The following is a 14,101-nucleotide window of genomic DNA, read 5'->3' on the forward strand; positions in this document are numbered from 1 at the left end:
GAGGGTGACCGTGCCCCGTTTCAAGGAATCCCGCCATGTTTGAGCGCCTGATCCGCTTTGCGATTGCGCACCGCTGGCTCGTGATGCTGGCGATCGCGGCCGTGGCCGCGCTGGGCGTGTTCAGCTACCAGAAGCTGCCGATCGACGCGGTGCCCGACATCACCAACGTACAGGTACAGATCAACACGGCCGCGCCCGGCTATTCGCCGCTGGAGGCCGAGCAGCGCATCACCTATCCGGTCGAGACCGTGATGGCCGGCCTGCCGGGCCTCGAGCAGACGCGCTCGATCTCGCGCTACGGGCTGTCGCAGGTCACGGTGATCTTCAAGGACGGCACCGACATCTATTTCGCGCGGCAGCTCGTCAACGAGCGCATCCAGGAAGCGAAAGACAAGCTGCCGGCCGGCATCGCGCCCGCCATGGGGCCGACGTCGACGGGCCTCGGCGAGATCTACCTGTGGACCGTCGAAGTCGACGCCAACGCGCGCAAGCCCGACGGTACGCGCTATACGGCGGCCGACCTGCGCGAGCTGCAGGACTGGGTCGTCCGGCCACAGCTGCGCAACGTGCGCGGCGTGACCGAGGTCAACTCGATCGGCGGCTACGTGAAGGAATACCGCGTCGCGCCGAACCCGGCGAAGCTGATGTCGTACGGGCTGACGCTCGCCGACGTCGTGCGCGCGCTGGAGCGCAACAACGACAACGTCGGCGCAGGCTACATCGAGAAGCGCGGCGAGCAGTATCTGGTGCGCGTGCCGGGCCAGGCGCGCACCGTCGACGATATCGCCAATATCGTGCTGACCAACGTCGGCGGCGTACCGGTGCGGATGAAGGATGTCGGGCTGGTCGACATCGGCCGCGAGCTACGTACCGGCGCGGCGACGTCGGATGGCGAGGAGGTCGTGCTCGGCACGGTCTTCATGCTGATGGGCGAGAACAGCCGCACGGTCGCGAAGGCCGTCGCCGCGAAGATGGAGGACGTGAACCGCACGCTGCCGTCCGGCGTGAAGGCGATTCCCGTGTACGACCGCACCGTGCTGGTCGAGAAGGCCGTCGCGACGGTGAAGAAGAACCTGCTCGAAGGCGCAATCCTCGTGATCGCCGTGCTGTTCCTGTTCCTCGGCAACATGCGCGCGGCGCTGATCACCGCGCTCGTGATCCCGCTGTCGATGCTGATGACCTTCACCGGCATGGTGAACGCGAAGGTGAGCGCGAACCTGATGAGCCTCGGCGCGCTCGACTTCGGGATCATCGTCGACGGCGCGGTGGTGATCGTCGAGAACTGCGTGAGGCGGCTCGCGCACGCGCAGGCCGCCGCGGGCCGGCCGCTCACACGCGACGAGCGCTTCGCGGAAGTGTTCGGCGCGTCGCAGGAAGCGCGTCGCGCGCTGATCTTCGGGCAACTGATCATCATGGTCGTGTACCTGCCGATCTTTGCGCTGACCGGCGTCGAAGGCAAGATGTTCCACCCGATGGCCATTACCGTCGTGATGGCGCTCGCGGCCGCGATGGTGCTGACCGTCACGTTCATTCCGGCGGCCGTCGCGCTGTTCATCGGCGAGCGTGTCGAGGAGAAGGAGAACCGGCTGATGGGCTGGGCGCGGCGCGCGTACGAGCCGGCGCTCGCCGCATTCATGACGCGCCCGGCGCGCGTGATGGTCGGCGCGGGCGTGATCGTGCTGGCCACGCTCGGGCTGGCCACGCGGCTCGGCAGCGAGTTCATCCCGAGCCTCAACGAAGGCGACCTGGCCGTGGCCGCCTTGCGGATCCCCGGCACGAGCCTGTCGCAGTCGGTCGAGATGCAGAAGGCCATCGAGAAGACGCTGAAGACGCGCTTCCCCGAGATCGAGCGCGTGTTCGCGCGCACCGGCACGGCCGAGATCGCGGCCGACCCGATGCCGCCGAACCTGTCGGACGGCTACATCATGCTGAAGCCGGCCGATCAGTGGCCCGACCCGAAGAAGCCGCGCGACCAGCTCGTGCGCGAGATCGAGGAAGCGCTCGCCGAGCTGCCGGGCAACGCGTACGAGTTCTCGCAGCCGATCCAGCTGCGTTTCAACGAACTGATCTCGGGCGTGCGCAGCGACGTCGCCGTGAAGATTTTCGGCGACGACATGGCCGTGCTGAACCAGACCGGCGAGCAGATCGCGGCCGCGCTGCAGAAGGTGCCGGGCGCGTCGGAGGTGAAGGTCGAGCAGACCACCGGCCTGCCCGTGCTGACCGTCAACCTCGATCGCGACAAGCTCGCGCGCTACGGCGTGAGCGTGGCCGACCTGCAGGATACGGTGGCCGCGGCCGTCGGCGGGCAGAAGGCCGGCACGCTGTTCCAGGGCGACCGCCGCTTCGACATCGTCGTGCGGCTGCCCGACGAGCTGCGCTCGGACATCGAGGCGATCAAGCGGCTGCCGATCGCGCTGCCCGCACCGGCGGCCGGCGCCAGCGCACCGCTCGCGGCGGCGCCGTACGTGCCGCTCGCGGAACTGGCGACGATCGACGTCGCGCCGGGCCCGAACCAGATCAGCCGCGAGGACGGCAAGCGGCGTGTGGTCGTCAGCGCGAACGTGCGCGGCCGCGACGTCGGGTCGTTCGTCGCCGACGCACGCGAGCAACTGCAGCAGGACGTGCGCGTGTCGGCCGGCTACTGGGTGTCGTGGGGCGGCCAGTTCGAGCAGCTGCAAAGCGCGAGCGAGCGCCTGAAGCTGGTCGTGCCGCTCGCGCTGTTCATGGTGTTCGTGCTGCTGTTCGTGATGTTCAACAACGTGAAGGACGGGCTGCTCGTGTTCACCGGCATTCCGTTCGCGCTGAGCGGCGGCGTCGTGTCGCTGTGGCTGCGCGGGATTCCGCTGTCGATCACGGCGGCGGTGGGCTTCATCGCGCTGTCCGGCGTCGCCGTGCTCAACGGGCTCGTGATGATCTCGTTCATCCGCAACCTGCGCGACGAAGGGATGCCGCTCGAGGCCGCCGTGCGCGAAGGCGCGCTCACGCGACTGCGGCCGGTGCTGATGACCGCGCTCGTCGCGTCGCTGGGCTTCCTGCCGATGGCGTTCGCGACCGGCACCGGCGCCGAGGTGCAGCGCCCGCTCGCGACGGTCGTGATCGGCGGTATCCTGTCGTCCACGGCGCTGACGCTGCTGGTGCTGCCGGTGCTGTACCGTGTCAGCCATGCGGTGTCGTGGCGCGCGGCGTTGCGCGGCGGCTTCGGCTCGGGCGTGCTGCGCCGGCTGGGTTTCTTCAAGGGTAATGCGTGATGCGAATTCTGATTGTCGAAGATGAACCGAAGACGGGCGCGTACCTGCGCAAGGGGTTGACGGAAGCCGGCTATGTCGTCGACTGGGTCGAGGACGGCATCACGGGCCAGCATCAGGCCGAGACCGAGGAGTACGACCTGCTCGTGCTCGACGTGATGCTGCCCGGGCAGGACGGCTGGACGCTGCTGCAGAACCTGCGGCGCAGCAAGTCGACGCCCGTGCTGTTCCTCACCGCGCGCGACGATGTCGGCGATCGCGTGAAAGGGCTCGAACTCGGCGCCGACGACTATCTCGCGAAGCCGTTCGACTTCGTCGAGCTGACCGCGCGCATCAAGTCGATCCTGCGGCGCGGTCAGCCGCGCGATTCGAACACGTTGCGCGTGGCCGACCTCGAACTCGACCTCACGCGCCGCAAGGCCACCCGGCAGGGCGACACGATCCTGCTGACCGCGAAGGAGTTCGCGCTGCTGTGGCTGCTGATGCGCCGCGAGGGCGAGATCCTGCCGCGCGCGACGATCGCGTCGCAGGTGTGGGACATGAATTTCAACAGCGACACGAACGTCGTCGATTCGGCGATCCGGCGCCTGCGCTCGAAGATCGACGACGCATACGACCCGAAGCTGATCCATACGGTGCGCGGGATGGGCTACGTGCTCGAGGCGCGCGGCGGCAGCGCGGCATGATCGCGCGCCTGTTGCCGCGCACGCTGCGCGGACGCCTGACCGCGCTGATCATCCTGTCGACGTCGGTGATCCTCGCGTCGAGCGGCGTCGCGCTGTACGAGGCGCTGAGCAATCGCGTCGACACGACGGCGGCCGAGCAGATGGCCGGCATCTCCGCCGCGTTGGGCGCGCATCTGGCCGAAGCACGCTCGACGGCAGACGTCGCGCGCAACACCGACATCTGGATCGACCAGTTGCATGGTCATCCGAACATGGATCTCGCGATCTTCGACGCCACGGGCGCGCGCCTGGTCGGCACGCCCGGCTTCCGCCTCGTTGCGCCGCTGATGTCGCTGGATGCAGGGCGCGTGCCGGTCGGCGTCGCGCCGCCCGGCGCACGGCAGCAGTATCTGGTGACGAATGTGCCGCTTGCCGGTGCAGGCGCAAGTGCGCCCGTGGTGCGCGTCGTGGTGCAGTACGACCGCAGCGCAGACGTGCTGCTGCTGCGCACGCACGCTTATACGATCGTCGTGATCGAGGTGTTCGGCGTGGTGCTCGCGGCCGCGATCGCATACGGCATCGCGGCGCTCGGGCTGAGCCCGCTGCGGCGGTTCGCGGCGCGTGCCGAACAGATGTCGACGAGCCGGCTCGCCCATCCGCTGCCGGCGCTCGATACGGCCGGCGAGCTGAAGGAGCTCGAGCACGCGTTCAACGGCATGCTCGAGCGATTGAACGAATCGTTCACACGGCTGAGCCAGTTCTCGTCGAATCTCGCGCACGACATGCGCACGCCGCTCACGAACCTGCAGGCGGCCGCACAGGTCGTGCTGTCGCAGCCGCGCAGCGCGGATGAATACCGGAACGTGATCGAGTCGAGCATCGACGAATACCAGCGGTTGTCGCGGATGATCGAGGACATGCTGTTCCTGGCGCGTTCGGAACAGGCCGGCACGTCGATCAGCGTGCGGCGCCTGGATGCGTCGGAAGAAGCGGGGCGCGTCGCGGGCTACTACGAGCCGCTGGCGGAGGATGCCGGCGTGACGGTGAAGGTCGACGGCCATGCGTGGGTCGACGCGGATCTGACGCTGTACCAGCGCGCGTTGAGCAACCTGCTGTCGAATGCGCTGGCCTACGCGCCGCGCGGCAGCATCGTGACGATCGATTGCGTGGAGCAGGGCGGTGCGACGACGATCGCCGTGTCGGATACGGGGCCCGGCATCGAGGCCCAGCACGTCGGAAAGATCTTCGAGCGCTTCTATCGCGTCGATCCGTCGCGGCACAACTCGGCGCAGGGTACGGGGCTGGGGCTCGCGATCGTCCGGTCGATCATGGACAACCACGGCGGCGAATGCGGCGTCGACAGCGACCCGGGCCGGCGCACGACCTTCTGGCTGCGCTTTCCGCGCCGGCCGGTCGAGCTGAAACGGCCGGCGGCCCTCCCTACCTGACATCGCCGGCGGGCATGCCCGCGCGTTCGCCATGAGGCGGCCGCGCGCGGCGCGCTGCCTGCGGTCGGATGACCGAGCGTCATTTCTGCGCGGTCAGGTTGTCGTGGTTGTCGGGCTGCGGCTTCTTCTCGCCGCCATGCACCGAAATCCCGTGCAGCTCCTTGTTGCGTGCGACGAGCTCGCCGGTCGGCGGGTACTGCGTCTTGCTCACCGGCACGACGCCGTCGTGCTGCGCCTGCTTCAGTTCATTGACGACCTGCGTGCGGGTCTTGCCCTGCGTTTGCGTTTGCGCGAAGGCGGCCTGCGTGGCCATGCCGAGCGACAGCGTGGCGGTGACGAACAGTGCAGCGAGTTTTGCGGTTTTCATCGAGTGCTCTCCTTGATCAGGGCCGCCGGGTGGCGAACCATGGACCCAGTATGCGAAAGCAGCCGTGCGTGATCGTGATCGCGAGATGAAAAATGCGTCAGATTGCGTGAGGTGGAGACGCGCAGTTCGGACGCGACCGGCATGACGCATTCGTCATGTTCGCGTCATGGGCGCGATGAGCGGGAAGCGGAACATGAAGTCTGCCGATGGCCCATGTGGCTGGCGGCATTCACGCCGTTCGCGACAGCTGTATGGAACGCGGGCGGCCTTGTTCTGACTTTCACACCGGACTTGAAAAGTGCCTAGTCCCGCCATTCGCCTAGCCTTGATCGCAGTCCTGATCGTCCCGTTGTTCGCGGGCTGCACATCGACACGTTCCGGCACCACGCCAACTTCACAGGCCACACCGGCCGCCGCGAAAAAGCCGGTGCCGGCCGATCTCATGCCCGGCGAGCAGATCGATTACGCCGGGCATCGCTGCGGCAATCCGAATCTGTATGTAAAGACGCATAACTGCCTGTTTCCGCAACGCAATTCAGCACCTTGATCGTCGGCGCGCGATCAAAAAAAGGCCCGGCACTCGACGTGTCCGGGCCTAACGCGTGACGTGCCGTGCGGCAGCGACTCGCTTGCGTGGTCTGGAACGGGCGCTGCCCGTCACGTTTCCGATCGTAGCGAGGCGGCGCTTCGCGAACCTGATCGGAACATGAAATTTTCGTCACGCGGCGCGCGTATGGCGGCCGCGATCAGAACCGGTGGCGCAAGCCGAGGTTGACGATGCCTTGCGTGCGCGTTCCGCCATAGCCATACGAGCCGATCGACGCCTGCGCCGTTTGCGTGCCGCCGTCGAGCGTGCGCTGTTCGCCGTTCGCGCGTTGCCATGCCCCGACCGCGTAGAGGTCGGTGCGCTTCGACAGCACGTAGTCGGCGCCGGCGGACACCTGATGGTAGGTCGCGCTCGTGTCGCCACGGGCACGCGTGTAGCTGTAGCCGACGCCGACGAGCAGGCTGGGTGTCGCCTGATAGTTGAAGAAGCCGCGCGCGGTGTCGTACTTCTGCGTGCTGCGAAACGCGGACATCGCATCGGCCTTGTACAGCGCATTGCTGTAGTCGATGCCGACCGCGAACGGCGCGAAGTTGTAGCGCAACGCGCCGCGCGCGATGTCGATCGATTTCGCGGAGATATAGCCGCCGTTGACCAGCGACCCGTCGAACGTGCCGTCGGACGTGCCGTTCCAGCCGGTGCGGATGCCGTTGGCGAGCGACGAGCGATTGGCCGCGTAGTAATAGCCGCCCGCCGCGTCGACCGGGCCGTTGCTGTACGACAGGCCGGCCGACCAGGTTTGCCCGGCGCCGCTTTTGCCGGCCACGCCGCCGAGCGCATACATGCCGACGAACTGGAGCCCGTTGATCACGGGCGACGTGTATTTCACCGCGTTGTCGGTGCGCGACGACGTGTCGTAGTTGTCGACGTCGCCGGGTGTCGCGTAGACGCTGCCGAAGTAGAAATCGCCGGTGACCGGCCACGCGACATCCGCGAGCGCGTCGTACTGGCGGCCGAGCGTCAGCGTGCCCCAGCGCGCGCTGTCGAGGCCGACGAACGCCTGCCGGCCGAACATCCGGTTGCCTTGCCCGAGCGCGCCGGTGTTCGGATTGAAGCCGTTTTCCAGCGTGAAGATCGCCCTCAGCCCGCCACCCAGGTCTTCCGCACCTTTCACGCCGAAGCGGTTGCCGAGCAGGTTGCCGTTGCCGAGGCCGGCGAGATTCTTGCCGTCCGCGCTGGCGTTCCATACGTACGTCAGCGACGTATCGAACAGGCCGTATAACGTGACTTCCGATGCGTGTGCCGCGTGCGTGGTCGCGAGCAGCGCACCCGACATCATGGCGAGCCGAACTGGAGTTTTCATGGTGTTCCCCTGAGATTCAAGATGATCGTTTCGTGCATCGGTCGATTCCGCGCCGCGCGTAGTGCAGGCGGGCGCGGAATGTCGCGATGGCGCTGCCGATTCTGGAAAGCGTTCGGATCGTGAAGGTGAGGGACAAATGAGAAAAATGTAATCGCCGCGTCATGTGTGCGGAAACGCGTCGTGCATTTTAATTCGTAGTGCGATACAGGGAATATCGCGGTGGTGACGAAACCGTCATGCTGCAATCACGATTCCGCACCGCTGCCGGCTCAAAGTGAACGCACCCGTCACGGATTTCCAGCAAGGAGCGAACAACATGAACATTCCGCGACCGATGATCGTCGTCGCCGCTGCCGCACTGTCGGTGGTGGCCTTTTCACAGGCAGTGGCCGCGCAGCAGAAGACCCGGCAGGAAGTCCGCCAGGAACTGGTGCGTGCGCGCCACGACGGCGTGATCCCGAGCCCGAATCACGACTACCCGGCGAGCCCGGCCGCCGTCGCGCGCAACCAGGAGATCCATCGCGCGACGGTGCATCGCGGGGAGATGGCGCCGTTGGTCGATGCGCACGACAACCGTTTTGCGGTGCGTTGACCGTTCATTCGCGGCCGACCGGCGCGGTGCCCGTCAGCCGCACCCCCACACGAAGAGGAGAGTGCCATGCGTCATTTGGCGAAAGGAATCGTGCTCGCGGCGTGCCTGATGTCGACGGCCGCGATGGCGGCCGGTTGGCCGGAGCGGGCGTTGTCGCACGCGTCGGCGCACGACGTCGGCCGGCGCGCGAACGAGCGGATGCGCTGCGAGTTCGCGGCCGTGCCGGCCGGTGAGTGGAGCGCGACGTTCACACGCGGGCAATGCGAGGTCGACAACGGCCGGCTGACGTTCGTGCCGGGCGATGCAGGCGGCGAATCGACTGTCGCCGAGCAGCGGATCGTGCTCGGCGACGTCCGCACTGCATCGCATCAGTCACGCAAGCTGAAGGAGCAACTGCAACTGACGACACGCGACGAAGTGATCGCGCTGAACGTGCTGACCGACGACGGCAGCCGCAAGTCGCGCGAACACGCGATCGATCTGTGGGCCGCGTTGCGCAACGAAGGCGTGACGCCCGTCAACGGTGCGCGCATCGTCGAACCGTATCCGACGGGCGCGACGACGTGGTAGCCGGCGCGCGGCCGCGCCTGCTTATCCGGCCTTCACCGATCCTTCGATCAGGAAGAATACGATGAAGCCGATGAAGAACGCGGCGGTCGCGAACGGCGTTTCAGGGACCTCGTGCGCTTCGACCAGCAGTTCCTCGGTGACGAGGTACAGCAGCGCGACGGTGCCCAGCCCGAGCAGCGCTGCGTAGATATTGGATGGGAGTCCTGCGAATGCCGCGTTGCCGGCCACGGCCGCGATGCTCAGCAGCGCCGCGAGCCCGACCGGAACGACGATCGACAGCAGGCGGCCGATGCCGGCGGCCGCGAGCGCCGCGCTGACCGACAGCGCGAGGAACAGTACCTCGAGCGTCAATGCGACGGTCAGGATGATGCCGCTTTCGTCGCTGGCCGAGAACGCGATGCCGAGCACGAGGCCGTCGATGACGAGGTCGATCGCGGTGACGATGATCAGGCTCACGGGCAGCCGTGCTTCCTCGAAGCGCGTCTCGATCGCACCGGACAGCGCGCGGATCGCGAGCATCAGCGCGATGCCGAGCACGAAGCCGACGACGACCGGAAACAGCGCATGTGCGCGGTCCTGCGGCAGCAGTTCGAGCGCGGCGGCCGCGAACACGATGCCGCCGGTGAAATGCTGGATGACGCTCGACGTTTTCGGGCCGGGTGCGCGCCACGCGGCCGCGAGCGCGCCGAAGCAGGCCGCCAGCAGGGGCGGTAACGTGAGCAGCGCAAGCTTCGCGGTCGGTGTCATGAGGCCTCTCGGACGGTTGGCGTACCGCAGCGGGCTCAGCGTCTGGCCATCCGGCTGCAGGGTACGGGTGGTTCGTACACGCCGGGCATCGTCCCGGCACCAACCGGGGATTGAACACCTTGAAGCCGCTTCAAGGTCAACACATTCGAGGCAGGGCGCACCGGCAAGCCGGCGCGCCCGTTTCCGTCAAAGCTGCGCGAGCGCCTGGTCGAGATCGGCGAGCAGGTCGTCGATATGCTCGATGCCGATCGACAGCCGCACCGTTTCTTCCTTCACGCCGGCCTTCGCGAGTTCGGCGGGCGACAGTTGCCGGTGCGTCGTCGATGCCGGGTGCGTCGCGAGCGACTTCGTGTCGCCGATGTTGACGAGCCGCGTGAACAGCTTCAGCGCGTCCTGGAACTTCGCGCCGCCGTCGCGGCCGCCCTTCACGCCGAACGTCAGGATGCCCGGCGCGCGGCCCGACAGGTAGCGCGCGACGAGCGGATGGTCCGGGTGATCGGGCAAGCCCGCATAGTTCACCCATTCGACGTTTTCGTGGCGCGCGAGATGCTGCGCGATCTTCAGTGCGTTGTCGCTGATCCGCTCGACGCGCAGCGCCAGCGTTTCGATGCCCTGCAGGATCTGGAACGCATTGAACGGCGAAATGGCCGCGCCCATGTTGCGCAGCGGCACCACGCGTGCGCGGCCGATATAGGCAGCCGGCCCGAACGCTTCCGTGTAGACGACACCGTGATAGCTGACGTCGGGCTCGTTCAGCCGTTTGAAGCGGTCCGCATGCTCGGCCCACGGGAACTTGCCCGAATCGACGATCGCGCCGCCGAGGCTCGTGCCGTGCCCGCCGAGATACTTCGTCAGCGAGTGCACGACGATATCCGCACCGTGCTCGAACGGGCGCAGCAGATACGGCGACGGCACCGTGTTGTCGACGATCAGCGGGATGCCGTGGCGATGCGCGACTTCCGCGAGCGCGGCGATGTCGGTGACGTTGCCGAGCGGGTTGCCGACCGATTCCGCGAAGATCGCCTTCGTGCGCGCGTCGATCAGCGGCTCGAACGACGCGGGGTCGCGCGGATCGGCGAAGCGCGTGGTGATCCCGTATTGCGGCAGCGTATGCGCGAACAGGTTGTAGGTGCCGCCGTACAGCGAACTCGCGGACACGATGTTGTCGCCGGCTTCGGCGATCGTCTGGATCGCATACGTGACGGCCGATTGCCCCGAGGCCAGCGCCAGCGCGCCGATGCCGCCCTCGAGCGCGGCGATCCGCTGCTCGAGCACGTCCGTCGTCGGGTTCATGATCCGCGTGTAGATGTTGCCCTGCACCTTCAGGTCGAACAGGTCGGCGCCGTGCTGCGTGTCGTCGAATGCGTACGCAACGGTCTGGTAGATCGGCACGGCGACCGCGCGCGTGGTCGGGTCGGGACGATAACCGCCGTGTACGGCGATGGTTTCGAGGCGCCAGTTCGATGCGGCCTGATCGGTCATGGGTGCTCCGTCTGTTGTTGTGGTGGTCGAGCGATTATAGGAGCACGTGCGCAACTGTCCTTAGAACGAATGGTTTGTTGCTTATGGCAAGGCGGCGCATAAAATGCCTGTTCCGCAAACAAGGGGCGCTCGATGAATCAGGATCATTGGAACCAGGTGGATGCGTATTTCTCCGCGACGCTCGTGCCGTCCGACGACGTGCTCGACGCCGCGCTCGCGGCGAGCGACGCCGCGGGGCTGCCCGCGATCAACGTCGCGCCGAACCAGGGCAAGCTGCTGCAACTGCTCGCGACGATCCGCGGCGCACGGCGGATTCTCGAGGTCGGCACGCTCGGCGGCTACAGCACGATCTGGCTCGCGCGCGCGTTGCCGCCGGGCGGCGCGCTCGTGACGCTCGAACTGAATCCGGAGCATGCGAAGGTCGCGACGCAGAACATCGCGCGTGCCGGGTTCGCGGAAGTCGTGACGGTGGTGGTCGGCAGCGCGAAGGACAGCCTCGCGCGGCTCATCGGCGCGGGCGAAGCGCCGTTCGATTTCATCTTCATCGATGCCGACAAGGACAACAACCCGGTCTATCTCGACGCGGCGCTGAAGCTGTCGCGGCCCGGCACGGTGATCGTCGTCGACAACGTCGTGCGCGGCGGGCGCGTGGCCGATCCGGACAATCACGAACCCGACGTGGTTGGCGTGCGCGACGGGTTCGCGCGTCTCGTGGCCGCACCGAATCTCACGACGACCGCTGTGCAAACGGTTGGGCAGAAGGGCTGGGACGGGTTCTCGATCTCGATCGTCGGCACGTGACGTGGTGCGTCAGCGCGGGCTGGCTGCTTCATCGGCCCGTCGATACAGGCGTGGCCACTGATCGTCGAACAGGCCGTTGCAGGTGCTGTGCGTGGCGATATCGCTGAGCACGAAGTGCCGGCCGTCGAAGATCCACGTTGCGGTCGAGCCGCAATCGCCGGCACTGCGCAGCCTGACCTTGCTCGACAGCATCGCGCCGGTCGTCGCGTAGCCGGCGTCGGTCAGTTCGTTCGCGAAGGATGCCGAATCGAGTCCCGCATTCGCGTTCTCGCCGAAATTCATCGCCGTCGGCATGAACGGTGCCGTCCGTCGCACGCGATACCACAGGCCGGTGTGGTTATACAGGCTGCTGGTCTGGCACGGAATCGAGACGAGCGCCTCGTCGGCGGAGATCGCGAAGGCGGACGACGCCTTCCTGCGATCGCTGGCGGACATTTCGTCTTCGACGTCGGCCGCACATTGCTTCACGTCGCTGCCGAATTTCGCGAGCACCGCGTCGACGAGCGGGCCCTGTTCGGCGGCCGACACGGCGGCGGCCGGCAGCGGCGCCGGCACGACGGCGGGCGGGAGTACCGGTGCGGCCGGCACCGACGACGCGGGCCGGGTGCCGGGGCGCAGCAGCGCCGTGACCGTGCCGACGCGGCCCTGCGTGTCGTCGATCAGCAGCAGCGCGGCGCTCAATCCCGACAGCGGCGTGCGGGCGGCACGGGCCGACGCGGGATCGCCGAAGCTCAGCAGTTGCCCGTTGCGCGTCGCGGCGAGCCAGGCGGCAACCGTTGCCGGATCGCTGGTCCGCATCCGGGCACGCGTCCAGTACGAGGGCGCGTCGTCATTCTTGTCGCCGGACGCCTGCCATTGTGCGGGAGCCGCATCGAACGGCCGGCCGTCGACGCGTGCGGTGCGCAGGTCCAGCGGCACTGTCGCGTAGAGGTCGAGCGATGCTTGAGCATCGGGGCCGGCATCGCGCGTCACGCGCAGGATGAGGCGGGCGCGGGCGTCGTCGATATCGTCGGCGTGGCTTTCGGCAATGCAGCGGTTGCCGTTGTCGCAGACGACTGACCAGTTCTTGAAATCGCGCTCGACCGGCGGCCGCGCGAGCGGGCGAGCCTGGGCAACGATCGGGGAAATGGCGAGGAGGGCGGCGATGGCGAGCGAAAGGCGGTGCGACATGACGGTTCGTATCGACTGTGGATGGGCGGGCGGAAGACGTCGGGCTGCAAGCGCATCGTCAGCAAGCGGGGCAGGTCGAAGGCTGCGGCGCATGCGGCGGCGCGCTTTGGCGAACGGCATCGAGTATACCGCCGCAATGGGCTGCAATCGTGACGGCGACGCGTAACGTGCGGGCACGTCCATTGCTGGCCTGCATTGATCGGACGAGTGCGGATGCGGAAAACGGCGCGACACCCGAAGGCATCGCGCCGTTCACTTTTTATCGATCGTCGACCACGTCGCGCAGGAACGCATCGAGCATCGCCACGTCGCCCCACGGCCGCTTGTATTCGCGATCGTGTTCGGCATCGGCGAGCATCGTCTCGACGAGCGCGTGGATCGCCGGCCGGCGCGGCCCGTACTCGCTTTCGTTCGCGCTCATCTTCAGCGCGAGCAAGGCGTCGAGTTCCGCGCGCACCGCCGGCTCGTGCACGGTGCCGTCGACGAGATCCACGAAGCGCATCGGCGGCATCCCGAGCCCCATGTCGATCCAGCGCACCGCGAGCAGCGGCCGCAGCACGTACAGGTACTTCTTGTAACGCACCGTGTCGCTTTGCAGATAGCCGCGAAAGTTCTTCTTCGCCATCGCGAGGTAGTGGTGACGCCCGCGCACCGGCGAGAAGAACGCCGACGCGAGCGACCTGAGCCGCGGCGCCCAGCGCGCGTCTTCGCGATACACGACGGGCGAGTCGAGCCATTCGAGCAGCGTCGGGTTCGAGCGGCGCAGCAGTTGCAGCGCCTTGCGCAACTCCCAGCCGCTGACGTCGAGCTCGTCGTCGAGCGGCCGCTCGATCACGTCGCGTTGCGGTTCGACGCTCAGGTACCAGTCGCGCCGGTGCGCGTACACGAAGCGCACGTCGTAATCGCTGTCCGGCGACGCGAACCCCCAGCCGCGGCTGCCCGATTCGCACGCGAACAGCACGCTCACGTCGTGGCGGCGCTCGACTTCCGCGAGCTCCGCCATCACGCGCGCCCGCACGGTCGGATCGACCGGATGCGCGCTGCGCACGGTCGTCATTTTTTCCGTTTTCATTGTTGTCGTTTCCCTTTCGTGGTGCGCGGCCGCCG

13 protein-coding genes are annotated in these 14,101 nt (G+C 67.3%); 7 read left to right on the forward strand and 6 right to left on the reverse strand.

What is annotated here, in order from left to right; genetic code table 11:
• The first annotated feature begins 35 nt into the window (after positions 1-35).
• The 3 genes from QZM35_RS01785 to QZM35_RS01795 are packed head-to-tail and all read left to right on the forward strand — an operon-like array spanning position 36 to position 5,358.
• Positions 36-3,248, forward strand: coding sequence for an efflux RND transporter permease subunit (locus QZM35_RS01785; protein ID WP_301775285.1), 3,213 nt, complete (start codon positions 36-38; stop codon positions 3,246-3,248).
• A complete protein-coding gene (irlR, locus tag QZM35_RS01790; protein WP_039349341.1) occupies positions 3,248-3,931 on the forward strand; it encodes a heavy metal response regulator transcription factor IrlR in 684 nt (227 codons plus the stop codon). Before QZM35_RS01785 ends, irlR begins: the two co-directional genes overlap by 1 nt.
• A complete protein-coding gene (locus tag QZM35_RS01795; RefSeq protein ID WP_301775286.1) occupies positions 3,928-5,358 on the forward strand; it encodes a heavy metal sensor histidine kinase in 1,431 nt (476 codons plus the stop codon). Before irlR ends, QZM35_RS01795 begins: the two co-directional genes overlap by 4 nt.
• A gap of 79 nt (positions 5,359-5,437) precedes the next feature.
• Here QZM35_RS01795 and QZM35_RS01800 read toward each other — a convergent pair whose 3' ends face one another.
• Positions 5,438-5,725 (reverse strand): DUF4148 domain-containing protein, encoded by a 288-nt coding sequence (locus tag QZM35_RS01800; protein WP_089432253.1) that lies wholly within the window; start codon positions 5,723-5,725, stop codon positions 5,438-5,440.
• Positions 5,726-6,050: 325 nt separating this feature from the next.
• Between QZM35_RS01800 and QZM35_RS01805 the strand changes: the two genes are divergently transcribed.
• Positions 6,051-6,272 (forward strand): hypothetical protein, encoded by a 222-nt coding sequence (locus QZM35_RS01805; protein ID WP_174975874.1) that lies wholly within the window; start codon positions 6,051-6,053, stop codon positions 6,270-6,272.
• A 199-nt stretch (positions 6,273-6,471) separates the two neighbouring features.
• Here the strand turns inward: QZM35_RS01805 and QZM35_RS01810 are convergent, their stop codons facing one another.
• The gene (locus tag QZM35_RS01810) at positions 6,472-7,632 is read right to left on the reverse strand and encodes a porin (protein ID WP_301775287.1); all 1,161 of its coding nucleotides are present in this window, start codon (positions 7,630-7,632) and stop codon (positions 6,472-6,474) included.
• A 316-nt stretch (positions 7,633-7,948) separates the two neighbouring features.
• On the opposite strand from QZM35_RS01810, the gene QZM35_RS01815 reads away from it, so the two are divergent.
• Both QZM35_RS01815 and QZM35_RS01820 read left to right on the forward strand, forming a co-directional pair.
• Positions 7,949-8,224 carry a DUF4148 domain-containing protein gene (locus QZM35_RS01815; RefSeq protein WP_301775288.1) on the forward strand — a complete coding sequence of 92 codons (276 nt, stop codon included), beginning with the start codon at positions 7,949-7,951 and terminating at the stop codon, positions 8,222-8,224.
• 66 nt (positions 8,225-8,290) lie between these two features.
• Positions 8,291-8,794: a hypothetical protein gene (locus QZM35_RS01820; RefSeq protein WP_089432255.1), complete on the forward strand. Its 504-nt coding sequence runs from the start codon at positions 8,291-8,293 to the stop codon at positions 8,792-8,794.
• A gap of 21 nt (positions 8,795-8,815) precedes the next feature.
• Here QZM35_RS01820 and QZM35_RS01825 read toward each other — a convergent pair whose 3' ends face one another.
• Both QZM35_RS01825 and QZM35_RS01830 read right to left on the reverse strand, forming a co-directional pair.
• A complete protein-coding gene (locus QZM35_RS01825; protein WP_089428165.1) occupies positions 8,816-9,541 on the reverse strand; it encodes a ZIP family metal transporter in 726 nt (241 codons plus the stop codon).
• Positions 9,542-9,727: 186 nt separating this feature from the next.
• Complete coding sequence (locus QZM35_RS01830) at positions 9,728-11,023, reverse strand: O-acetylhomoserine aminocarboxypropyltransferase/cysteine synthase family protein (protein ID WP_011356015.1); 1,296 nt, start codon at positions 11,021-11,023, stop codon at positions 9,728-9,730.
• A gap of 132 nt (positions 11,024-11,155) precedes the next feature.
• On the opposite strand from QZM35_RS01830, the gene QZM35_RS01835 reads away from it, so the two are divergent.
• Positions 11,156-11,824: an O-methyltransferase gene (locus QZM35_RS01835; protein ID WP_301775289.1), complete on the forward strand. Its 669-nt coding sequence runs from the start codon at positions 11,156-11,158 to the stop codon at positions 11,822-11,824.
• A 9-nt stretch (positions 11,825-11,833) separates the two neighbouring features.
• On the opposite strand, the gene QZM35_RS01840 is transcribed toward QZM35_RS01835, so the two are convergent.
• Together QZM35_RS01840 and QZM35_RS01845 are read right to left on the reverse strand one after the other, a co-directional pair.
• Positions 11,834-12,994 carry a DUF1176 domain-containing protein gene (locus tag QZM35_RS01840; RefSeq protein ID WP_301775290.1) on the reverse strand — a complete coding sequence of 387 codons (1,161 nt, stop codon included), beginning with the start codon at positions 12,992-12,994 and terminating at the stop codon, positions 11,834-11,836.
• A 259-nt stretch (positions 12,995-13,253) separates the two neighbouring features.
• Positions 13,254-14,066: a nucleotidyltransferase domain-containing protein gene (locus tag QZM35_RS01845; protein WP_301775291.1), complete on the reverse strand. Its 813-nt coding sequence runs from the start codon at positions 14,064-14,066 to the stop codon at positions 13,254-13,256.
• Positions 14,067-14,101: the final 35 nt, after the last annotated feature.

Source organism: Burkholderia sp. AU45274, from assembly GCF_030482505.1.
GTDB lineage: Bacteria > Pseudomonadota > Gammaproteobacteria > Burkholderiales > Burkholderiaceae > Burkholderia.